General features: G+C 65.3%; 21 protein-coding genes. 13 read left to right on the plus strand and 8 right to left on the minus strand.

Annotated elements, in window-relative coordinates; genetic code table 11:
• The first annotated feature begins 23 nt into the window (after positions 1–23).
• The 3 genes from L593_RS01550 (at position 24) to L593_RS15465 (ending at position 3,620) form a co-directional block, all read left to right on the plus strand.
• Complete coding sequence (locus tag L593_RS01550) at positions 24–1,019, plus strand: radical SAM protein (protein WP_020445158.1); 996 nt, start codon at positions 24–26, stop codon at positions 1,017–1,019.
• Between the two features lie 170 nt (positions 1,020–1,189).
• Positions 1,190–3,154 (plus strand): beta-propeller domain-containing protein, encoded by a 1,965-nt coding sequence (locus tag L593_RS01555; RefSeq protein ID WP_020445159.1) that lies wholly within the window; start codon positions 1,190–1,192, stop codon positions 3,152–3,154.
• 79 nt (positions 3,155–3,233) lie between these two features.
• Entirely contained in the window at positions 3,234–3,620 is a 387-nt protein-coding gene (locus L593_RS15465) for a hypothetical protein (RefSeq protein WP_144060681.1), read from the plus strand.
• A gap of 57 nt (positions 3,621–3,677) precedes the next feature.
• Here the strand turns inward: L593_RS15465 and L593_RS01560 are convergent, their stop codons facing one another.
• The gene (locus L593_RS01560) at positions 3,678–4,265 is read right to left on the minus strand and encodes an LURP-one-related/scramblase family protein (protein ID WP_020445160.1); all 588 of its coding nucleotides are present in this window, start codon (positions 4,263–4,265) and stop codon (positions 3,678–3,680) included.
• Positions 4,266–4,665: 400 nt separating this feature from the next.
• Between L593_RS01560 and L593_RS01565 the strand changes: the two genes are divergently transcribed.
• Together L593_RS01565 and L593_RS01570 are read left to right on the plus strand one after the other, a co-directional pair.
• Positions 4,666–5,118, plus strand: a complete 453-nt coding sequence (locus L593_RS01565) for a TRAM domain-containing protein (RefSeq protein ID WP_020445161.1) — start codon at positions 4,666–4,668, stop codon at positions 5,116–5,118.
• A gap of 51 nt (positions 5,119–5,169) precedes the next feature.
• On the plus strand, positions 5,170–5,679 hold the full coding sequence (locus L593_RS01570) for a Tfx family DNA-binding protein (protein WP_020445162.1): 510 nt from the start codon (positions 5,170–5,172) through the stop codon (positions 5,677–5,679).
• A gap of 12 nt (positions 5,680–5,691) precedes the next feature.
• Here L593_RS01570 and L593_RS01575 read toward each other — a convergent pair whose 3' ends face one another.
• Positions 5,692–6,978 (minus strand): glycosyltransferase, encoded by a 1,287-nt coding sequence (locus tag L593_RS01575; protein ID WP_020445163.1) that lies wholly within the window; start codon positions 6,976–6,978, stop codon positions 5,692–5,694.
• A 146-nt stretch (positions 6,979–7,124) separates the two neighbouring features.
• On the opposite strand from L593_RS01575, the gene L593_RS01580 reads away from it, so the two are divergent.
• The 4 genes from L593_RS01580 (at position 7,125) to L593_RS01595 (ending at position 11,748) form a co-directional block, all read left to right on the plus strand.
• Positions 7,125–9,014 carry a S9 family peptidase gene (locus L593_RS01580; protein ID WP_020445164.1) on the plus strand — a complete coding sequence of 630 codons (1,890 nt, stop codon included), beginning with the start codon at positions 7,125–7,127 and terminating at the stop codon, positions 9,012–9,014.
• 183 nt (positions 9,015–9,197) lie between these two features.
• On the plus strand, positions 9,198–9,659 hold the full coding sequence (locus L593_RS01585) for a plastocyanin/azurin family copper-binding protein (protein WP_020445165.1): 462 nt from the start codon (positions 9,198–9,200) through the stop codon (positions 9,657–9,659).
• Positions 9,660–9,916: 257 nt separating this feature from the next.
• Positions 9,917–10,894, plus strand: coding sequence for an ABC transporter ATP-binding protein (locus tag L593_RS01590; protein WP_020445166.1), 978 nt, complete (start codon positions 9,917–9,919; stop codon positions 10,892–10,894).
• Positions 10,891–11,748, plus strand: coding sequence for an ABC transporter permease (locus L593_RS01595; protein ID WP_020445167.1), 858 nt, complete (start codon positions 10,891–10,893; stop codon positions 11,746–11,748). Before L593_RS01590 ends, L593_RS01595 begins: the two co-directional genes overlap by 4 nt.
• A gap of 43 nt (positions 11,749–11,791) precedes the next feature.
• Here L593_RS01595 and L593_RS01600 read toward each other — a convergent pair whose 3' ends face one another.
• A complete protein-coding gene (locus tag L593_RS01600) occupies positions 11,792–13,093 on the minus strand; it encodes a M28 family peptidase (RefSeq protein WP_020445168.1) in 1,302 nt (433 codons plus the stop codon).
• 154 nt (positions 13,094–13,247) lie between these two features.
• Between L593_RS01600 and L593_RS01605 the strand changes: the two genes are divergently transcribed.
• The gene (locus tag L593_RS01605) at positions 13,248–14,117 is read left to right on the plus strand and encodes an alpha/beta fold hydrolase (RefSeq protein WP_020445169.1); all 870 of its coding nucleotides are present in this window, start codon (positions 13,248–13,250) and stop codon (positions 14,115–14,117) included.
• 15 nt (positions 14,118–14,132) lie between these two features.
• On the opposite strand, the gene pstA is transcribed toward L593_RS01605, so the two are convergent.
• The 3 genes from pstA to L593_RS01620 are packed head-to-tail and all read right to left on the minus strand — an operon-like array spanning position 14,133 to position 17,844.
• Positions 14,133–15,890: a phosphate ABC transporter permease PstA gene (gene pstA, locus L593_RS01610; RefSeq protein WP_020445170.1), complete on the minus strand. Its 1,758-nt coding sequence runs from the start codon at positions 15,888–15,890 to the stop codon at positions 14,133–14,135.
• A gap of 2 nt (positions 15,891–15,892) precedes the next feature.
• Positions 15,893–16,852, minus strand: coding sequence for a phosphate ABC transporter permease subunit PstC (gene pstC / locus L593_RS01615; protein WP_020445171.1), 960 nt, complete (start codon positions 16,850–16,852; stop codon positions 15,893–15,895).
• The gene (locus tag L593_RS01620; protein WP_020445172.1) at positions 16,849–17,844 is read right to left on the minus strand and encodes a PstS family phosphate ABC transporter substrate-binding protein; all 996 of its coding nucleotides are present in this window, start codon (positions 17,842–17,844) and stop codon (positions 16,849–16,851) included. The genes pstC and L593_RS01620 overlap by 4 nt, the downstream gene beginning before the upstream one ends.
• A gap of 210 nt (positions 17,845–18,054) precedes the next feature.
• On the opposite strand from L593_RS01620, the gene L593_RS01625 reads away from it, so the two are divergent.
• The 3 genes from L593_RS01625 to L593_RS01635 all read left to right on the plus strand — a co-directional run bounded on the left by L593_RS01625 (position 18,055) and on the right by L593_RS01635 (position 20,392).
• Complete coding sequence (locus L593_RS01625) at positions 18,055–18,918, plus strand: biotin/lipoate A/B protein ligase family protein (protein ID WP_020445173.1); 864 nt, start codon at positions 18,055–18,057, stop codon at positions 18,916–18,918.
• Between the two features lie 84 nt (positions 18,919–19,002).
• On the plus strand, positions 19,003–19,836 hold the full coding sequence (locus tag L593_RS01630) for a deoxyribonuclease IV (RefSeq protein ID WP_020445174.1): 834 nt from the start codon (positions 19,003–19,005) through the stop codon (positions 19,834–19,836).
• A 292-nt stretch (positions 19,837–20,128) separates the two neighbouring features.
• The gene (locus tag L593_RS01635; protein WP_020445175.1) at positions 20,129–20,392 is read left to right on the plus strand and encodes a hypothetical protein; all 264 of its coding nucleotides are present in this window, start codon (positions 20,129–20,131) and stop codon (positions 20,390–20,392) included.
• A gap of 149 nt (positions 20,393–20,541) precedes the next feature.
• Here the strand turns inward: L593_RS01635 and L593_RS01640 are convergent, their stop codons facing one another.
• Both L593_RS01640 and L593_RS01645 read right to left on the minus strand, forming a co-directional pair.
• Complete coding sequence (locus L593_RS01640) at positions 20,542–21,195, minus strand: DUF6517 family protein (protein ID WP_020445176.1); 654 nt, start codon at positions 21,193–21,195, stop codon at positions 20,542–20,544.
• A gap of 101 nt (positions 21,196–21,296) precedes the next feature.
• Positions 21,297–22,526 carry a digeranylgeranylglycerophospholipid reductase gene (locus L593_RS01645; RefSeq protein ID WP_020445177.1) on the minus strand — a complete coding sequence of 410 codons (1,230 nt, stop codon included), beginning with the start codon at positions 22,524–22,526 and terminating at the stop codon, positions 21,297–21,299.
• Positions 22,527–22,675 lie beyond the last annotated feature (149 nt).

The raw sequence follows: 22,675 nt of genomic DNA on the forward strand, positions 1-22,675 counted from the left end.
GTGCGAGGGGTACGATTGTTCGAATGATCTCCGAGGGCTGCGAGCAGTGTGCCAAGGGCGGGAAGCTCGTCCTCTTCGTCTACGGCTACTGCGACGAGCGCGACTGCTTCTACTGCCCCCTCGGCGAGAACCGGAAGAACGTCACCGACGTCTACGCCAACGAGCGGAAAGTCGAATCCGACGAGGACGTCCTCGAAGAGGCCCACCGGATGGACGCGCTAGGCTCCTCGATCACCGGGGGCGAACCCCAGGAAGCCCTCGGGCGGACCTGTCATTACCTGGAACTGCTCAAGGACGAGTTCGGCGAAGAGCACCACACCCACCTCTATACCGGCATCACCGGCGGCCGCGAGAACATGCGCCGCCTGAGCGAGGCCGGTCTCGACGAGATTCGCTTCCACCCGCCGCTCGAGCAGTGGGGCGACCTCCACGGGACCGAGTGGGAGGACATCCTCTACATCGCCCGCGAAGAGGGTCTCACGCCCGCCTTCGAGATTCCGGGCATCCGTGCGGAGGAGGAGTTCCTCGAGTTCCTCGACGAGGGCGCAGCGGACTTCTGTAACGTCAACGAGTTCGAGATGTCCGACGGGAACTTCCGCCGGATGCAGGAGGAAGGGTTCGAGCGCAAGGAAGACCACATGAGCGCCGTCGCCGACACCCGCGACGAAATCCTCGATGTGATGGGCGACCACGAACGGGTGTACTTCTGCACCTCCGTGTTCAAGGACGCGGCCCAGCACCGCCGCCGCCTGAAGCGAATGGCGCGCAACGTCCGGCGCCCCTTCGACGACGTGACCGACGACGGCACGCTGGTCTACGGGAAGACGTGGGCAGATCCCGAACGGTTCGAGGCGCTCGGCGTTCCCGAGGAGTTCTACACGGTCAAGTCCGACCACGTCGAGGTCGCCTGGTGGCTCCTCGAAGAGATGGTCGCGGACGGCGACCTCGAACGCGGGGAAATCGTCGAACAGTACCCGAACTACGACGGCCACGTCGTCGAGCGGACGCCAGTGGCGTAGGGACGCTGTCGATCCTGGTTGCGGTTTTTCGTACAGCGCTTCGCACCCCGTAGCTCTTCACACCACTTGGGCCGGGCCACTCGCCCGCCTCGAGGGGCGCGCGAAGTGTGCAACGACTGTTTGAGTTATCGGCACGGGCTTTATCACGGCTACCGTCGGTCAGACCGAGCATGTCGACCAGCAATGCCGGGACGATCCTCCTCGTCGCAGTCGTCCTCGGCGTCGCCGTCGGGCTCGGCGGTGCGGTGGTCCTGACCGACGCCGGCGACAGCGACGGTGCACCGAGCAGCACCGACCCGTTCGAGGACGGCTCGGTCGGGTCGGTCGAAACGTTCGACTCCGCCGCGGAGTACCGGGAGTACATCCAGCGTGGTTCCTCTCAGTCTGTCCACAACTTCTGGGGCGGGCCGCTCGTACTGACCGACGTCGCCGTCGAAAGGGACGACGCCGGCGGCGATGGAGGCATGGAGACCGCACCGACCGGCGACAGCAGTGCAGAGTCCGGAACGGACGGCGGCGGCTCCACCGACGATCGCCGGACGTCAGGGACGAACGTCCAGGTCCAGGGGATCGACGAGCCGGACATCGTCAAGACCGACGGAGAGTGGGTCTACTACGCCGGCTCGAACGGACGCTACTGGGAACAATCGGAGCGAACGCAGGTGCTCAACGCCAGCGACACTGCCCATCCCGCCCGTTCGGGTGCCATTCCGGCTGGCGGTCAGCTTCTCCGGTCCGGGGACACGCTGGTCGCTATCGAGTCGGACACGCTCTACGGCATCGACGTGAGCGACCCGGAGGATCCGGAAGAGCAGTGGCGGGTGCCGCTGAACCACTCCGTGCAGACGGCCCGCCTCGCCAATGGCTCCGTCTACCTCGTCCTCAGCGACCAGCCGACGGCGGACGGTCCCTGCCCGATCGAGCCACTCGGAGACGGCCGCGCCTCCATCCCCTGCACCGAGGTGTACCACCCCGGCGGCGGGGCTGGCGGCGACACGACCTACACCGCGCTCTCGCTCGACCCCGAGAGCGGCGACGTGCAGGATCGGGTCAGCTTCGTCGGCAGCGCGCAGAACACCGTCGTCTACGTCTCGCAGGGCTCGATCTACCTGACGTTCGAGGACTCGCCGACCCGCTCCGAGACGCGGCTCGCCTTCTTCCAGGGTCCCGGGAGCGAGCACCTCGACCAGCAGGCGAAGGATCGCCTCGAAGAGATCGCGAGCTACGACCTCTCGCCGCAGGCTGCCAGCATCGAGATCGAGACGACGATCCAGCGCCGGATCCAGCGCCTGCCCGAGGACGAACGCGAGCAGGCGATGCGCGAGATCGAAGAGGACTACCAGACCTACGTCTCCGAACACAAGCGCGAACTCGTCCGGACGGGCATCGTCCGGGTCGGCATCGACGACAGTTCGCTCGCCGTCGAGGAGACTGGCGAGGTTCCCGGACGGGTCCACGGCCAGTTCTCGCTCTCCGAGCGGAACGGCTACCTCCACGTCGCGACCTCCGTCACGCCGATGGGCGGCCAGTGGGAGAACGACCTCTACACGCTCGACTCCAGCCTCGAGATCGAGGACTCCGTGACTGGCATGGGCACCGACCAGCGGATCTACTCCGTCCGGTACGTCGACGATCGCGCGTACCTCGTCACGTTCCGGCAGGTGGATCCACTCCACGTGATCGACATCTCCGACCCGACCGACCTCGAACTCCAGGGCGAGCTACAGCTCCCTGGCTACTCCGACTACCTCCACCCGATCGGTGACGACCAGCTACTCGGGATCGGCGAGGAGGACGGCCAGGTCAAGGCGACGCTGTTCGACGTCGGCGACCCCAACGATCCGGTCGTCGCGGACGATATCCACTTCGAGGATTACGGGACCGCGATCTCCCAGACCCATCACGCGTTCCTGATCGACCAGCGCCACGGCGTGTTCTTCCTGCCCGGTAGCCAGGGCGGCCACGTGGTGAACTACGAGAACGGATCGCTGGATCGGGTCACGACGGTCGAGACCGACGGTCCCGCGCTGCGCGCCCGGTACATCGGTGACCACCTCTACGTGTTCGGCACGGAGGAGGTCGTCGTCGTGAACGAGAACACCTGGGAGGAAACCGAGCGGATCGATCTGGGCTGAATGTTCGACTGACGTCGAATATGTTTACTTCCACCGCCCTCCACTAAACCGTTTAACCGGTGCCTGTATTCTTCATCATATGGCAGGCAGTTGCGAGAGTTTTGTAGATTCGGTCCTCGAAGATAGGCACACCGCAGTGCTGAACCGGTACCTTCAAATGCTGGATAATGCTGACGACGAAAAAGTCGAAATTCCGAAAAGCGAACTACCTGCATTACCCTGCGAATTCGAAGAACACTATCCGGCCAATGGAATGCAGAGAGATGGAGCCGAAGCTTCGTACCGTGATCAACGGAAGACGGACAGCGTTCACATCATCGAATACCCAGATCACTGGACAGTTCACATCGATGACCACAACCCGAAGCACAATGATCAGAAAATCCCACACCTTGTCAATGACGCGCCAGGAGCCCTATTGCTTGCAGCCGTTGTAATCGGTGTTTTTCTACACCATAATACCTGAGCTATTCAGAAACTGTTGTTTCTCGATTTATGTGAACAATATTGATGGATTGGCTCCTCAGTTCCCTTCAATCGCGTCAATGACACAAGCAGCGGCAACCACCGCGTCCCGCGGCACGTCCGTGGCGTCGTCGATGCTGACCTCGTAGGTGTCCTTCAGGCTCAACTGGCCCTCGATGTCGCCGACGTGATCGTCGTCGACGTCGGTGATCTCGTACTTGTGGGGCAGGAACGTGCCGTACGGGACGAACCGGCGAACCAGTTCCGAGACGACGCTCTGGAGTTCGATGGTCGCGACGAGCGCCTCGTTCTGTGGATGCCGGATCTTCCAGACGTCGTTGAGGAACGACCAGTTGTTGTCGAGGACGACGATGGGTTCGCCGGTCTCGGCGTCGGTGAGCGTGTAGTCGCCCGCGACGTCGAGGATCCCGCCGGCCGTGACGGTGAAGAGTTCGTCTCCGTTTGCGTCGACGAACGGGAACTCCTCCTTCATCTTGAACATCTTCTGTTTGCCCTTGAACACGAGATCGCCGTTCGAGTCGTAGGCCTCGTACTTGTTCCGGACCAGCGACTGGACGATCTCGTACTCGTCGTCGTCGAGATCGACACCCGATATCTCGTCGATGTCGTCGGTGACTGCGCTCATTCCATTCGATACGTTTGTCGGAGTAATATAAAAACTGGCGCTCTGGAGGCGTCGATTTCGAGGATTTCGTCCAAGATCGGTTCCGATGGCGGAGGGATGCAATCTGACTCGGCGATTCCCGATCAGGGTAGCGGTGGGGCGTAGGCGCGGGCCTCTCGGTGGGATCCATTCGATGGCTAGTCCAGTCGGCCGTAGGGCTCAGCGGGGGTGTGGCCGGGCGCTAGCGAGTGTCAGCCGAGAGAGCCCCCGGACCGATTCCCAGCAGTAGCTGCTGTCGTCGCGATCCAATCGCGGTGCGAGCAGACCCCGTCGCAAGCGAGTTCGCCGGTAGTGAATTCCGGCACGTGACCGCGGCGGCGAAGCCGCAAGCGTTTACACTGCCGCCACGCCAAGATGCCCTATGGCCAACTGTCCGCTGGCGGACGAGTGTCCCAGCTTCTCGGAGCGTATCGAGGGCATGGGATGCACTCACTACGGGGACCGGGGTGGCAAGGAGTGGTGCAACCACTACAGCCAGCCCATCGACGACCTGAAGACCCAGCCCGTAAAGCAGGGTGAGGAAGTCGTCGTCGACGTCGAGGACATCCACGAGAGCGGCGCTGGCGTCGGGCGGACCGACGACGGCTTCGTCGTCCTCGTCGACGGCGTGTTGCCCGACGCACGCGCGAAAGTCGAGATCACGAAGGTCCACTCGAATCACGCGAAGGCCGACGAACTGGAACGGCTCCCGATGGAACCCGACGAGGAGGAAACCGCCGAGGACGCAGAAGCGACGGACGAAGCCGAGGACGCGGAGGACGAGGACGAGCGACGGCCACACCTCGGCAGCCGTGAAGACTTCTGGGGCAGCTAACCACCGCCTCGTTCCGGGTAGCATCGCCATGACTACCGACGACCAGAGACGATGACTGACAGTGATCGAGGAGACGGATCGACCGTAGCGTCGGTCGGAGCAGTCGCCGATTCGGAAGCGGCCGACATTCTCGCAGACGCCGGCTTCGACGCCGAGGCGAGCGTCTTGACCCCACGACAGGCAGAGGTGCTGGCACTCCGGGAACGGGGCCTCGCTCAGAACGAGATCGCCGAGCGACTCGGAACCTCGCGGGCGAACGTCTCGAGCGTCGAATCGAGCGCTCGTCGAAACGTCGAGAAGGCACGGGCGACCGTCGCCGTCGCCGAAGCGCTCCAGGCACCGGTCCGGTTGCAGTTCGAGCCCGGTACCGACGTCTACGAGATCCCTGATCGGGTATACGCCGCCTGTGACGACGCTGGCGTCAAGGTCGACGCCGCGACACCGGAGCTCATTTCGATCGTCACCGAGGCGGCAGGCGGGGCGTTCGAAGGACGCAGACTCGTCGATCCGGTGACGATCGCAGTGACTGCCGAGGGCGAGATCCGGGTTCGGACCGCGTAGCAGGCGCTGGCGTTAGAAAATGCCCCACTGCTCGCGGAGGTCCTGGTAGCAGGACTCGTACTGTTCGAGCACCGTCGACTCGTCGAACGACGCGAAGGACTCGTCGATCGCTAGCCGTTCGAGGCCGCCGGCGTCCCGGATCGCCTGCGCGGTCTCGCGAGGATTCGTCGTCCGGAATCCGCGATCGCGGCCCTCGACGAGTTCATGCGCGCTCGAATCGGCATGATACTCGACGATCCCGACGCAGCCACAGGCAAGCGCCCAGCAGAGTTCTGTCGCGAAGACGCACCGGCGAGCCGTCTGCACGAAGGCGTGAGCGCCCCTGTAGATCGAGACGCGCTCCTCGCGGTCGCAGGCGCCAACGAAGGTGACGCGGTCGTCGATCCGGAGGTCCTTCGCCTGCTGTTCGTACTCGTGGCGAGCGGGGCCGTCGCCGACGATCGTCGCCGACCACCCGCGATCACGAAGTTCCGCGAGGCCGAGAAAGAGGCTCTCGAGATTGGCGTCCTCGTCGAGTCGGCGAGCGTAGACGACGTCGCCCTCGTCGGCCGGATCGACGGACTCGATCTGGTCGAGATCGATCGCGTTCGGGATCACCTGGAGTTTGGCGTCGTCGGCTCCCAGTTCGAGGAGCTGTCGACGGGTGAGCCGGGAGGGCGTCACGATGCGGCCAGGGCGCTTGAGTGCCTGGCTCGTCGTCCAGCTACCGCCCTCCGAGAGCGAGGGGTCGTACCACTCCGCGAGCACCGGTGCCCGGGCGATCGTCGCACCGACGCGAGCGGCGACGACCGTCGAGGGCGGCGTGGCGACGGCGTGGATCACGTCGGGGTTGCACTTCCGTATCGCCAGCGGCGTCCACGTCGCGAACGACCGATGATCAGTCGCGTCGGCCACGACGGCACGATAGGTGATGCCGTCGACGGTGACTGTCGATTCGACGTCGTCGTTCGATCTGGCGTCGTCTTCGGTCGCGAAGGCGTCGCCCTGGGAGGCTGCGACGCCGGATTCATCAGGAGCGCGATCCGCATCCTCGCCAGCAGCGGGCGTTCCGGCAGGCGGCAGTTGGTCCGGATCCCCCGTCGGCAGGTCGTCAGTATCCGCAGGCGACGTCTCGTCCGGATCGGCGTCCGCGACAGGTCCGTCCCCGGTCTCAGCGTCCTCACCGTCCCACCAGCGTCCACAGCAGACGGTGACCTCGTGGCCACGGTCGTCGAGCCCACGGACGAGCCGCTGGAGTCGCCGGGTGTCGTCGGCGTCCCGGTGGTGGATCGTCTCGGGCGACACGACGGCCACGCGCATATTCGCCGAGAAGCACAGCCCGGGTAAAAATCCCACTGGCCTGCGACGGGACGGGAGCAGAGGCTGGCCCCGGTCCACGCCCAGCACGTACCGGCAGACTGCCACCCGGACGCGGGGTTTTTGCACGCAGCGGCGAAATCGCGCCCATGTCCTTCAGCCTCGAGCGATACCTCAACGTGCGAAGCGCCTACGGCGCCTCCTGGTCGCCAGCCGGCGATCGACTGGCATTCCTCCTCGATACGACCGGCGTCCCGCAGGTCTGGACCGTCGACGACCCCGGTGCCTGGCCGGCCCAGCACACGACCTTCGAAGAGCGGGTGACCTTCGTGGACTACTCGCCGACGCGAGAGGAACTGGTCTTCGGGATGGACGAAGGCGGCAACGAGCGCGCCCAACTCCACCTGCTCGACGTGGACGGCGGCGAAATCGAGAACCTGACCCAGCACCCGGACGCGAAGCACCGGTGGGGTGGCTGGGCGAGCGACGGCGAGCGGTTCGCGTTCGCCTCCAATCGCCGGGACGAGGCAGTCTTCGACCTGTACGTCCAGGACCGCGATGCCCGCGGCGAGGACGCCGAACTGATCGCGGAGGGCGACGGCTGGCTCTCGCTGGCGGGCTGGAGCCCGGAGGACGACCGGCTGCTCGTCCACGAAGCCCGTTCCAGCTTCGACCACGAACTCCACCTCTGCGACGTCGAGAGCGGCGATCTCAGGCAGGTCACCGACCACGACGACGATATCCGCTACTCCAGCCCGGAGTGGGCGCCCGACGGCGAGGGGATCTACCTCGCGACGGACGAGGACGTTGACACCCGCTCACTGTGCTATCTGGACCTCGCGAGCGGCGAAATCGAGACCTTCTGGGACGGCGGTGACTGGGAGGTCGACGGCGTGGTCGTCGACGAGGACAGCGACCTGGTCGTCGCGTCAAGGAACGTCGACGGCGAGACCGACCTCGCCGTCGGGAGACTCGCTGGCAGGACCGAGATCGATCCGCTCCCCGTGCCCGATCTCCCGGGCCCGATCGCTGGCGGCGTCGACGTGGCGCCGGACGGCGACCGGTTCTCGATTACCGCGACCGGTCGGAGCCACAACGCGAACGTCTGGGTCGTGGACGTCGGGGACGGTTCTGCGGCTGCAGCGGCGGACGCCAGTGCCGCCGGCTTTGGCGAGAGTGAGGCGGGCGACGCTCCAGTCGAGCGCTGGACGGCGGCGCCGACGGCCGGGATCCCACGTGAAACGTTCCGCGATCCGGACCTGATCCACTACGAGACGTTCGACGGCCGGGAGATCCCTGCGCTGTTCACGCTGCCAGACGGTGCGGCGGACGCGACGGCAGACCCAACGGACGGTGATGGTTTGCCCGTGATCGTCGACGTCCACGGCGGTCCCGAGAGTCAACGCCGGCCGTCCTTCAGCGCCGTGCAGCAGTACTTCCTCGCTCGGGGGTACGCCCTGTTCGAGCCGAACGTCCGCGGCTCGACAGGGTACGGCCGCGAGTACACCCACCTCGACGACGTCGAGAACCGCATGGACTCCGTCGCGGATCTCGCGGCGGCCCACGATTGGCTCGCCGAGCGACCGGCGATCGATCCGGATCGCATCGTGGTCAAGGGCGGCTCCTACGGCGGGTTCATGGTGCTCGCGGCCATGACGGAGTACCCAGATCTGTGGGCTGCCGGCGTCGACGTCGTCGGGATCGCGAACTTCGTCACCTTCCTCGAGAACACCGGCGACTGGCGTCGGGAACTCCGGGAGGCCGAGTACGGCAGTCTCGAGGACGATCGGGAACTCCTGGAGCGAATCAGCCCGATCAACTCGATTGACGAGATCGAGGCACCGCTGTTCGTCGCCCACGGCGCGAACGATCCTCGGGTACCACTCGGGGAGGCCGAGCAGGTCGCCGACGCCGCGCGGGAGCAGGGCGTCCCCGTCGAGTTGCTCGTCTTCGACGACGAGGGCCACGGCTTCAGCAAACTCGAGAACCGCATCGAATCCACCGAACGCATCGCGGCGTTCCTCGACGAGCACGTCTGAGCGTCCGAGGAGACGTGCGCACTGATTTGGGAGTCACGGTCGAATCGACCCGGCGACGCCCGCCGGTCGAGATGGCGATGCGCACGTCACCGGTGGACGTCCCGCCGAAGATGTTCGCCCGATTCCCGCGATCCGGGGGACGGATATCCGCTTAAGCGTCGGTCGCCACTTGCTTCGAACGAAATGCCCGAGAGCTACTCGCGGCGGCAGTTCGTGGCAGGCACCAGTGCTGTGACCATCGCGGCCCTTGCCGGCTGTTCTGGCGGTGGTGGCGGTGACGGCGACAGTGACGACGGCGACGGTAGCTCCGACGGAGGGGGAGGCGGCGACAACATTGTCGCAGTTGGACCGGGCGGCGACCTGGTGTTCGAACCGGATGAAATCACGATCTCGACGGGCGAGACGGTCACCTGGGAGTTCGAGAGTCCGACGCACAACGTCTCTGCGTACCCCGACATGAGCGAAGAGATCTCTATCCCCGATGGTGCGTCCGGGTTCGGGACGATGGAGGAAGGCGGCGACGCCTACGAGACCGTCTCGGAGGGCGAGACGTTCGAGCACACCTTCGAGACGGCGGGTGAGTACACGTACGTGTGCGTACCACACGTCGCGTCCGGCATGATCGGGACGATCGTCGTCGAATAAGGGAGCGCCCCGTTCGACCGAGGGAACGCCGAGCGTCAGGCGCCCCCGCCTCGAACGAAGCCGTTCGTTGCCGTGCGTACTCCGCGGTACCGAGTGATGGTTTGTTGAGGCGCCGAACAGCATCTGTGGCCACCGGATGCTATCTGTACCCCGAGCGGAATCCGCCGTCACCGTTCGCAATCGGTCGGTTTCGGCGCGTTGCAGTGCCTGCAGAAGTCGGAAAGCTTGAAGGGACGTTCGCCTACAGTTTCTCCCGTATGCCCGCTATCGAAACGAACGGACTCTCCAAGACGTACGGAGAGTCCGTGACCGCCCTCCAGGACCTCGACCTCACGGTGGAGTACGGCGACGTCTACGGGTTCCTCGGTCCCAACGGGGCCGGGAAGTCGACGACGATCAACCTCCTGCTGGACTTCATCCATCCGACGGACGGCTCCGCGGAGGTCCTCGGCTACGACACCCGAACCGACTCCCTCCAGATTCGAGAGAACATCGGCATCCTGCCAGAGGGCGCCGAGCCCTACGATCGGCTGACCGGCCGCGAGCACGTCGAGTTCGCGATGGAGAGCAAGGACGTCGACGGCGACGTGGACGCGGTCCTCGATCGGGTCGGCCTCTCCGGCGAGGACGCAGATCGGCGGGCTGGCGGCTACTCGAAAGGGATGGCCCAGCGACTCGGCCTCGGAATGGCCCTCGTCGGCGACCCCGACCTCCTCATCCTCGACGAACCCTCCACTGGGCTCGATCCGGCCGGCATGGCCGAGATGCGCGACCTCATCCGCGAGGAGGCGGCGGACGGCACGGCCGTGTTCTTCTCGAGCCACATTCTCGACGAGGTCGAGGAGGTCTGTGACCGCGTCGCGATCCTCAACGAGGGGCGACTCGTCGCCGACGACGATCTCGACGAGCTCCGCGAGGAGTTCACCGGCGAGTGCGACGTTACGCTCGACGTCGCCGAACCGCCGGCGGGAGGCGTCGATCTCGCACCCGTCGACGGCGTCGTCGAGACGGCCGTCGAGGACGACGCGATCATCGTGACCTGCGAGCACCCGCGAGTGAAAGCCGACGTCGTCCGGTACGTCGACGACCACCACGACGTGACCGACGTCATCTCGGAGGAGACGTCCCTCGAATCGATGTTCGAGCGGTATACGAACGGCTCGGTGGAGGAGAGCGACTCAGCAGCCGACGGCGCTACGAGCGAGGCCGCCGAGCCCGCGGAGGTGGCACGATGAGCTGGTTGGCCATCGCGAGGAAGGACTTCCGGGACGCCCGACGCGCGAAGATCCTCTGGGGCGCTACCGGGATCTTTCTGTTCTTCTACGCCGTCCTCCTCCTGACGAGTTCGCAGGGAGGACAGCCCGCGGACGAAGCTGCGGTCGACGCGATCGGCGGGCTGATCTTCGCTGGCGCGTTCTTGCTCCCGCTCGTCATTATCTCGATGGGGTACCTCGCGATCGCCGGCGAACGCGAGTCCGGCTCCATCAAGTACCTGCTCGGACTCCCGAACTCCCGCCGCGAGGTGCTGATCGGAAAGTTCGTCGGACGGTCGGCGCTCGCGCTGACGGCAGTCGGTATCTCGCTCGTGGTGGGAGCCGGGATGCTGCTCTTCCAGTTCGGGACCGTCCCCGTGGAGTACCTCTCCTACAGCGCACTGACCTGCCTCTTCGCCGTCGTCTTCATCGCGATCGCCGTCGGGCTGTCCGCGCTCGCCGATACTCGGGGGAAGGCGATGGCCGGGACGATCGGGACCTACGTGCTCTTCAGCTTCATCTGGGTCGTGCCGGGGATCAACCCCAACGATAGCGTGGCGTTCGTGGTCGAAGATCTACTGGGGATGGACGCGACGCCCGAGCTCTACCAGTTCGTCCAGAACCTCAGTCCAGTATTCGCCTACGGCAACGCCGTCGACGCGATCGTATTTGGCCCGCCCGAGGGCGGCAGTTCGGGAACCAACCACCTCGATCCCGCGGCTGCAGATACGCCGTTGTACCTCTCCGATCAGTTCCTCGTACTCTTGCTCGTCGGCTGGGTCGTCGTGCCGCTCGCGATCGGCTACCTGCGATTCCGATCGGCGGAACTGGGGTAACTGCAGGAGCCAAGTTCCGCGAAGCGGGTCCGCTAACCCGCTTTCAGTACGGCCAGTCGCCGATCACTTTCATCCCCTCCGCGAGGTCGTCGTCCTCGAGCTGCGCCGCGATCGACTCGGGCGTCCGGTGCTCGATCGTCGTGTCGCTATCGGCGAGGTGATCGACGAGGTCGGCGATCAGGATCGACTGCTCTCGCAACGTCCGCTGTTCGAGTTTGTCGAGGGTGTCCGCGCGGGTGTGGCCCCAGCCCCGTCCTTCGTAGTCGGTCTCGCTCATGAGGTGGAAGCCCGGGACGCCCCACTGGACGTAGGGCCAGTGGTCGCTGTGTGGATTCAGTTTCGGCGTGGTCTCGATCGGGTGGTCGAAGCGGTCCGCGACCGTCTCGGCGGCCGCTTCGAGTTCGTCGAAGTCGTGCGTGTAGCAGCGGAGCGTCCGGCCTCTCACGACGCCGTCGCTGTTGACTATCGCCTTGATATCGTCGTGGTCCCGCTGGTCGCTGTCGTAGGCCGAGCCACAGAGGCCGACCTCCTCCGCGCCGTAGACGAGCAAGTGGACCTTCGTATCGAGTTCGTCCTCCCGCGCCGCGAGCGCCTTGGCGGCCTCGACGACCACTGCTGTTCCGGCACCGTTGTCGCCCGCGCCTTCCGCGATGTCGTGCGCGTCGACGTGGCTCGTGAGGAGGACCTCTTCGTCGGTGTCGGGGCCGAGCGTCGCGTGGACGTTCCGGCTGGTCGCGTCCGAAATCTCCGCCTCGACGTCGACCGTCACGGAATCGCCCTCCCAACGGCGGAGCAGCCGGTCCCCGACCTCCTTCGAGACGCCGATGGCAGGCACGTCGCCGATCGGATCGTCCTCCGTGCCGACGCTGCCCGTCGGTGCCAGGCAGCCCTCGACGTGGTTTCGGAAGACGAACGCAGCGGCACCGGCCTCGACGGCGTGGTAGTACTTCTCCCGCCGATGGAGGAACCGGTCGTACCAGCCGGGGACGTTGCTCGCGGCCATGACGACGGCGCCCTCCAGATCCTGCTCGAAATCGCTGGGCAGGCCGTACCCGACGTCGATCAGTTCGCCGGTAGCTTCGCCGGAGGGGCTCCGGGGCAGGGCGATGCACTCCTGGCTCGTGTCGCCGGCGCGAAGTTCGGAGGTGCCGCGGGTCCAGCCCTGGACGTCGAAGGACTCGAGGTGGGCGTCTCGCGCGCCGACCTCGGCGAGCGCGTCTCGCGTCGCCGCCGCTGCCTCGCGTTCGCCCTCGCTCCCCGCCATCCGATCGCCGACGTCGACGAGCGTCTCCAGGTGGTTCCAGCCCGCGTCGCTCGTGAACGCCTCGCCGATCCAGTTGGTCATGTGTTCTCACGCGAGGACGATCCCGAAAGTTCCTCGGGATGTTCTCACGGCCCAGTCGCTGAAGGGACGGGATTCGATCACTCGACCGCCCCCGCTCCCGGTGTGACCCGAGTCAACACGTATCTTACCACCGCAGAGACCGTACCGGTACCTCATGCCGACGATCCGCACCAACGACGCGGAGACCTACTACGAACGACGCGGCAGTGGACAGCCCATCGTCTTCCTCCACGGAGCGATCCTCGATCACTCGCAGTGGGACCGGCAGGTCGACGCGTTGAGCGAGCAGTTCACGACGATCACCTACGACGTTCGCGGCCACGGTCGCACGGGTAGGACGCGACGAAACCCCTACTCTATCGAACTGTTCGCCGAGGACCTCGGGGCACTCCTCGGCGGACTCGACTTGGAGCAGCCCGTGCTCTGTGGCCACTCGATGGGCGGGTGCATCGCTCAAGTCTACGCCGCGAGGCACCCAGAGCGCGTCGCGGGGCTGGTCCTCTCGAGCACGTTCGGACCACCGGTGTTGAGTCGGTCCGAGTGGCTCCAGCGCTCGCTCGGCTTGCGGTCGACCGTTCCACCCGTCCGAGTGTTCGGCTACGAACGCGTCGAGAAGGCGATGGTCGGCCTCACCGAACTGTTCCAGCGAGAAGCGAGCGGCGACTACGACGCCATCGAAGCGCTCCGAGCGGACGCCCCACCCATGACGACGGACGAATTCGTGAAGGTGATCCGGTCCGTCGATTCGTTCCGAAGGTCGAACGTCGACCTGGCCGCGATCACGATGCCGACCCTCGTCCTCTACGGCGAGAACGAACCCGGGTTCGTTCGCCAGCATGCCGCCCGTTTCGCAGCGACGCTCCCGGACGTCGCCGTCGAACGACTACCAGGGAGCGGCCACGCGTCGAATCTGGACGACCCCGAGCGCTACACGGAGACGCTCGAGCGGTTCCTCGAGAACCGGGTCGATCCGGACCAGTCCGAAGCGTTGATGGACGAATCCGGATCGGAGCAATCCACATGAGCGACGACTAAATCGTCAGCCGTCGGCCCGCTCGTACTTGTTCCTGAGCACGATCGCAGTCCCGTTCATCACGAGCAGGATCGCCAGCAGCGTCACGACGCCAGCGGGGACGACCCCCTCGCGGAACGCGCCAGGATTGTTGTACCAGGCGAACAGCTGCAGCGGCATGGCGATGGCAGTGTCGAAGAGTTCCGAGGGGGCGGACGTCGTCGAGGACGCGGCGCCGATCAGGATGAGCGGCGCCGTCTCTCCGATCGCTCGGCCCAGCGCCAGGATCGTACCGGTGAAGATCCCGGGGAGAGCCTGGGGAATGACGACGTTCTTGGTCGTCTGCCAGCGCGTCGCGCCCATCGCGTCCGAGCCTCGCCGGAGGTCGTCCGGGACCGAGCGGATCGCTTCCTGTGCGGAGATGATCGTGATCGGAAGGATCAGCAGTGAGAGCGTGAGGCTCGCCGTGACGATCGTCCCGAGGCCGAGCCCGAGCATGTTGGCGAAGACCGCGAGACCGAGTAGCCCGTAGACGACGGACGGTACGGCCGCGAGGTTCGCGATGTTGACCTGTACGAGCCTGGTGATCGATCCAACGAGCCCCTCGTCGGCGGTGTACTCTTCGAGGAAGACCGCCGTTCCCACACCGAAGGCGAAGGAGAGGAGCGCGACCAGTGCGATGACGACGACGGAACCGACGATAGCGGGGTAGAAGCCAGCTGCTTCGGCAGGGCTCCCCTTCACGCTCGTCAAGAACTGCCAGTCGAGCCAGGGCTCGGGCCCGGCGAGGCTCAGCACGTCCACGAGACCGAGCGCGAGCGCGACGCCCGCGATGAGAACGAGTGGCACGGCCAGTCCGAGCCGACTCGGATGTGAGCCGACCGCGCGTTCGGCGTACAGCCCGGCGGGGATCAACCCGAGAAGTACGAAGAGCGCGTAGCTTGGAGGGAGTCCCAGGGCCCCGATTCCGAGACTCCCGAAGACGAGTGCGAGAGCAGTGACGCCGCCCGCAATTACGCCGGAGGCGTCCGGCCGAGCGCTGCGGTAGGTCAGCCCCACGGCGACCGCTGCGGGGATAGCCAGCGACCAGACGTGGAAGACCCAGTACGGGGTGTAAAAGATCAGGAACTGGTGGATTGCTATCGCCGCAGCCGCACCCACTGCTGCCGCGGGCACCCGGGCGATCCCGAGACGCGTGTCGGGATGCCGGCGTGCGTAAACCGTGATAGCGACGAAGGGGAGGACGCCGAGCGTGTAGAGCAGGAACCACAGCTGAGGTTCGACCACGACGAAGAGGATGAGGATCGCGGCGCCGAGCACCAGACCGCCGATCGCCCGCCCGAGGAACCCCATCGCCACCGAACCCACGGGACTGCGCGTACCAGCGGAGAGCACGACGCCCGCGACCGGAAGCACGACGGTAAAGAGATAGAGCAACTGCCACTCGAGGAGCGCCGCGTTCACACCGATCGCACCGAACGCCAGTTCCGCGGCGAACGCCGCCGGGACGCCGAGGACCAGCGCGGCAGCCGCCCGGACGCGAACCGCGGCGTCGTCGAGACCGACGGTGCAGAGCGCGAGTGGTGGTACGACGACCAGCCCGACGATCGTGAGGATCCAGCCGCCATCCGCGGCGTCGAGCCCGAGCGCGTCGACGGAGACGATGGCAAGCAGGATGCCAAGGGTGACGATACCGAGGAGCGAGGATCCCAGCGACAGCGCCTCGAAGAGCGTTCCCCGAAGGCGGCTCACGTGACCGAAGTCGGTCGAGTGATCGGTCGCCATCGTCAGTATTCCTCCCTGTAGCGTTCGGCGATAACGTCGCTCACGACGTTCAAGACGAGCGTGACGACGAACAGCGTCAGTCCGAGCGCGAACAGCGCGTCGTAGGCGATCGAGCCACCGGTGAGTTCGCCGCCCCGCGAGTGAATCATCGCCGTCGTGATCGTCATCCCGGGTTCCATGAGGACGTCAGCCGGGTGGATGTACGGCAACACACCCGCAGCTTCCCGGACCTCCGGCATATTGGCGAGCGTCCCGGTGGCGACCGCGAGGATCATCGTCTCCCCGATAGCTCGGGAGACGGCGAGGATGTACGAAGAGGCGATGCCAGACATCGACGCCGGCACGACGATGCCAGTGGAGACCTCGAACTTCGTCGCGCCGAGGCCGTACCCGGCCTGGCGCAAGTCGTCCGGCACTGCGCTCATCGCGTCTTCACTGATCGAGGAGACCATGGGGATCGTCATGACCCCGATCATCAACGAAGCAGAGAGGACGTTGAACGTCGGCAGGGAAGGGAAGACGACCTGAAGGGCGGGCGTGATGTAGATCAGCGCGAAGATACCGTAGACGATCGTCGGGACGCCGGCGAGGATCTCGAGCATCGGTTTGAGGACCGCTCTGGAGCGCGTGCTCGCGTACTCGCTGAGGTACACTGCAGTGAGCGTTCCGACGGGAAGGGCGATGAACCCGGCGACGACGGTGACGGACAGCGTTGCGATCACGAGTGGGACGATCCCGAAGACCTCGTTTGCCGCCCTGAACGTCGTTCCGGTCAGGAACTCGCTCACTGAGTACTCCGTGAAGAACTGGCCAGACCGGTACAGCAACATCGCTGCGATCGAGAGCGTCGTGACGAGAGTCACGGCCGCACAGGCGACGAAGAAGGCCGCCCACCCAGACTCCGTGAGATCCGTGAGCGGATCGTCGCGCGTGAGATCAGGAACGTCGGACTCCGTGCTCATTCCTGAACCTCCCGAATTGCCTCGTTGAGTTCCGCGAGTTCGACGCCCATCTGTTCGGCCGAGTTGGGGACGTACCCGACTTCGTCGGCGACGAGGCTCCGGTTCGCGCTCTGCTGGACGACGTAGCGGGCGAACTCCGCGACGTGATCGTGGCGGAGCGAGGACTTGGCTGCGTAGGTGAACAGGGGCCGGGATAGTATGTCGTAGGCGCCAGAAGCAGCGGTCTCGAGACTCGGAACCGTGCAGCCGTCCCCGCTGTCGATGCCGATGGCCTTCACCGAATCCGGATTGTTGTAGTAGTAGGAGAAGCCGAGGTAGCCGATCGCGAACCGGTTCCCCTGGACGCCGGAGATGATGTTGTTGTCCTGCTCGGTTGCCTGGTAGTCGAGCGTGTGCGTCGCGTCCTCTCCCAGCACGTTCGTTTTGAAGTAATCGTACGTTCCGGAGGTGTCCGCGGCGCCGAAACGGGCGATTCGCTCGTCGGGGAACGACGACCGGACGTCGCTCCAGCGGGTCGCGCCGTCCTCGCGCCAGATCGACGCGAGCTCTTCGACGGTGAGGCAATCGACGAAGTCGGCGTCGTTGTTGACGACGACGGTGACCGCGTCCGTCGCGAGCTTCAACTCGACGAACTCGACGCCGTTACTGGAGCACTGCTCGACCTCTGGGTCCCGGATCGCGCGGCTCGCATTGTTGAAATCGGCGTTACCGGTACAGAAGTGGTCCGCGAAGCCTGCTCCTGAGCCCGTTGGGGCGATGTTGATGCTAACCGCGTCGTTGTTTCCCGCGAAGCGCTGGGCCATGAGGTCCATGAGCGGGTACACGGTCGAACTTCCCCGGATGGTAATGGACCCCGAGAGCCCGGATCCCGAGGCCTGCGCGCTTCGGAACTCGACGCAGCCAGAGAGTGCCGCGCCGCCGACCCCCGCGATGGCAGCGAGGGCATCCCGACGCGTGACGGTCCGCCGATCGGACGATGTGCCGCGAGGCATTGGGAGTTCGTACCCACAGATAGCACTAATACCGTGCTATTTCACGTATATATGACGTCCCCCACATACACAACCATACATATACCTATATAACCAGAGTCGGTTCTACCCAAGTGTCGTGGGCGAAATCGCGGACCGCGAACCGATCGACCGATTCGGAACACCCGCTGGAGCGCAATCGCTTTGGGTCGACTACCGTTAGGATCTGGCATGACGACGGAGCTCGGCCCGCTCGCCGACCGAGAGTGGCGGCTGATTCCCGAAGAATCTCGCACGGGGCCGATGCAGATGGCCCTCGAGGAAGTCGCCGCCGAGACGGCCGTGGCGGGCGGCCCGCGGACGGTCCGCGCGTTTCGCTGGGAGCCCAGTACCCTCTCGCTTGGCTACCGGCAGGAGCCCCACACCGTCGACTGGGACTACTGCGAGGCCGAGGGAATCGACGTCACCCGGCGCCAGACCGGCGGCGGCGGAATCTATCACGATCACGACGCAGATATCTCCTACAGCGTGATCGCACCGGCCGACGAACTCCCCGGTGACCTCATGGAGACCTACGCGATGCTCTGCTCTCCGGTCCTCCACGCCTTCGATCGGATGGGCGTGGACGCGGCATTCGCCGACGCCGAACAGCCGGCGATTCACGAGCCAACCTGCTACCTCCGGGCTATCAATCCGGCACACGACATCGTGGCGACGCCATCGAACGATCCAGACGGCGCGTCCACCGAAGCCACGCCGAAGAAACTCAGCGGAAACGCCCAGTACCGGCAACGCGAGGCCGTGATCCAGCACGGCTCCCTGTCCTACGCACTGGCAACGGATCATCACCTCGGCGTCTTCGCCGATCCGGGCATCGACGAGGAGCGATTCCGCGAACGAGTGACGTCGCTCCGTGAGCAAGCCGGCGTTTCGCGTGCCGACGCGGTCGACCACCTCGAAGCGGCCCTGACCGAGTGGGCCGACGCCGAGGTCGGCCAGTGGACCGACGCCGAACTCGATCGCGCCCGAGAACTCGCGGAGACGAAATACGCGAGCGAGTCCTGGCTCCGAGAGCGGGTCGTCGCGGAGGACTGAAGCGTCGCGTCGAGCGTCTTCCTCGACGACGGCAGGGCAGCCCACATCGAAGTCCCTTTGCTGGTCGACTGGCTCCCATCTGGCATGAAGATCGGAGCACACGTCTCGATCGCCGGCGGCGTTGACAACGCCGTCGATCGACAACTCGACGTCGGGGGGAACTGCGGCCAGATCTTTACGACCTCGCCGCAGGTCTGGCAGGAACCGAGCATCGACGAGGAAGAAGCCGCGTCGTTCCGGGAGCAGACCGCCGAGAAACTCGAGGGCCCCTGGCTGATCCACTCGTCGTACCTCGTCAACCTCGCGACGCCGAAGGACGACCTCCGCGAAAAGTCGATCGCCAGCATGCAGGCCGAACTCGACGCGGCCGAACGACTCGGGGTCCAATACGTCAACGTCCACCTCGGAGCCCACACCGGCGCGGGCGTCGAGGGCGGCCTCGACAACGCAGCCGAGACGCTCGACGCTCTGGACGTCCCCGACGGGGTCCAGATCCTCGTGGAGTCCGACGCGGGCTCCGGCACGAAGCTCGGCGGCGAGTTCGAACACCTCGCTGGCGTCCTCGATCGGAGCGAGCAGGACCTCGGCGTCTGTCTGGACACCGCTCACAGTTTCTCGGCGGGCTACGATCTCTCGACCGAGGACGGTGTCGAGGAGGCAGTGGCGGAGTTCGACGACGTCGTCGGCCTGGAGCACTTGAAAGCGCTCCACCTCAACGACTCCAAGCACGGGCGCGGTACCAACAAGGACGAGCACGCCCACGTCGGCGAAGGCGAGATCGGCGTCGAGGGGATGACCGCGGTCCTCTCCCACCCAGAGCTACGCGACCTCCCGTTCGTCCTCGAGACGCCGACGGAGAACGGCAAGAGCTTCGAGTGGAACGTCGACCGGGCCCGGGAACTCCAGCAGGACGCCTGAGCGCTCGTCCGTTCGCTGACGCACTGCGCCGCTACTTTCTGACACGGGGCCTCCAAGCAGAGCGACGGGTAGAGCGAATTTTTCGAATCCGACGAAAGCAGTCGATCCTTCCCAGGGTCCGAAATCGGAGCGTTCACTCGCAAACCGTCTTCACGAAAGCCACGGGAAGATACCTTACTTCCACTGATTATCGTTGTTGTATGTATAAATATATGGTGCAGTTATTACGATCAGTTTAATAGCTTGTGGCCATTGGGTGAGTCCAAGTGGCCACTAACGGCCATAGATTACCATGACAGATCTCGGAGGCCTACTCGTCGGCACCCTCGGGATGGTGGGGACGGTCGCGTCTGGGTGGTACGTGATCAGGGGTCCGTTCTTCGGGTACCCGGTCCCGCCGGCAGAGTACCTGCTGGCAGCCTGTGGCGTATTCATCCTCGCGACCTATCTCTTCGCCTGGGGACTCGACAGGAACTACCGATCGTACAAGACGGAACGTCCGAACATCGACGAGGAGCAGAACCAGACGCTCGACATGCCGTTCGGTCCGCGATAGCACCGCGAATCGTCACGCGGACGCGTCGTCCTCGGTACCGGGCAGTCAGTCACCGCTGTTCTGCGCGCTCCTCGCTACCCTGCTCGTAGCTTCGACACGGTTTGGCCGTGGAAGAGGAATGACGGCCGATCCGGCAGCAACGGATCCGATCAGATCGACGCCGGGTGCTCGATCCCGCGCAGGAGACGGTGAATCTCGGGCGCTTGCTGGGCGAGCGCCTCCGGGTGGACGCCGATACCGATCACGAGGTCGTCCTCGTGTTGCACCTTCGTGACGTGTACGTAGAGCGTGACCTCCCGACCCTCGATGGTGGTGGTCGTCTCGAAGACGCTGACCGCCGCGGCGTAGCCGAGGACCGGCTCGGTTCGCTCAGAGACCTTCGTGAGATTGCCAAGCTGGCCGACCTCCGATTCGAGCTCCCCCTGGAAGCGTTCCACGAGTTCGCGGTTCGACATCCTGGCGGCGGGGTTGGCAGACTCCCCGGCGACCGAGACGTCCGGCGTCGAGATGACGACGAACCCGCCGGTGTCTCGCTCGAAACGCTCCAGATTCGTGGTCCGGTTGTAGATCGTCGCGTGCGCCGAGGCGTTGATCTCGCGCTCCTGGCCTGCGACTGCCACCGTCTCGTTGAGCCAGAGCGTCCGATGGTCCGAGAACTGGAAACCGGTTTCAGCGAGTGCCTCGTCGCTCACTGCCGCCGGCTCGGAGTCCATCTCGAGACCGTCGCCCAGCACCAGTCCGACGCAACCAGTCGTGACGAGTAACCCGACGACAGCGAGGACGAGCAGCCCCTGCCGCTTCATGCCCGTTCAATTGGTACCAGCCGATAAAGGGTTTCCGGGGGGCGAAGGCCGAGCCTACCGAGTCGGTGGGCGGAGGACAGCGTACGAAGCAACGACGACAGCTAGCCGGAGTAGTGGAGTTTCGCCAGTCGGGCGAGCGTCGGAACGTCCCGGAGATGGAGCAGGCTCGCGATCGCGCGCTTGTTCCCCTCGTTCGCCTCGGCGAGGGTGTTCTTCGCAGCGCTCCGGAGGTCGTTCATGAGCTGATCGTAGCGACCGTTCGGAGCGAGGTAGAGCAGCTTCGTCATCAGGAGCCGCTTGTTGACGTTCGGGGCGACGTCCTGGTGCCAGAGCTTGTCGTAGATCGACAGCTTCTCCGCGGAGGTGTTCACCTCGCCGGTCAGCGCGTGGTCTGCGACGATCGCCGCCGAGCGAGCGGACTTCATGCACTTGTGGATGCCCTCTCCCCAGAGCGGATCGATCGTCGGAACGGTGTCGCCGATCGCCATGAACGAGTCCGTCGACAGCGACGTCGGGGGCTGGATGTGAGCCGATCCACGGTGTTGCTTGCCCTCGAGTCGGGTGGCGTCCTGGAGCCGGGGATCTTTCCCGACCCAGTAGTCGAGGTAGCCGTCGATCGTCCGGTCGGCGGTGGCGTAACGCTGGTAGCTCTCGTTCTGGATGTAGCACAGGCCGACCTTCGCCGTGTCGTCGCCCGTGTGGAAGATCCAGGAGTACCCACCCGGCGCGAGGTCGTGGTCGAGGCGGAGCATCATCGCGTCGGCGAGGTCGGCGTGGCCGTCGGCGTCGAGATTCACGCCTTCGAACTCGTACTCGATCCCGATTGCCTGGTTCCGTCGCTCGAGGTTGCTGACGCCCAACTTCTTGGCGAGCGGCGCGCTCGGCCCCGTCGCGTCGACGATCACCTCGCCGCGAACTTCCTCGTCGCCGTTGTAGGTGACGCCGACCAGTTCGCCGCCCTCCGTGAGTGGCGCCGTCACCCGCGCGTCCCAGATGTAGTCGGCCCCCTTCTCCTGGCTGTCGGCCACGAGGAATCGTTTGAAGTCGGCGAACTCGAGGACGGCACCCGGTTGGTCCTGCACGTAGAAGTCGTTCGGAGATTCTAGCACTACCTCGTCGGTGAACTGCATCACGACGTCGTCGGGGATCCCGAAGGCTGCCATCATCGAGGGGAAGGTGCCCCCGGTGGACTTGTTCGACTGTGCGGGGAACTCGTCCTCGGCTTCCGTCTCGAGGACCACCACGTCGTATCCCCGCGCGGCCACGTCCCGAGCGCACTGCGCGCCAGCCGGGCCCGCGCCGGCGATCACCACGTCGTAGTGGTCGTCCATGGGCGAAGGTCCGCCCTGACGGTTATGAATATTGCTGAATGCAGTGGCCATGCCGGCGAATCCCGGCGTTTGCCGCAGGTCAGATTTCGCTGGCTGCCGAGCGTGACTCTCACTCGACGGTACCGCGGTCGCCGGCTTCCCAACGCCTT

Origin of the sequence: Salinarchaeum sp. Harcht-Bsk1, from assembly GCF_000403645.1 — an archaeon.
In the GTDB taxonomy this organism is placed as follows: domain Archaea; phylum Halobacteriota; class Halobacteria; order Halobacteriales; family Salinarchaeaceae; genus Salinarchaeum.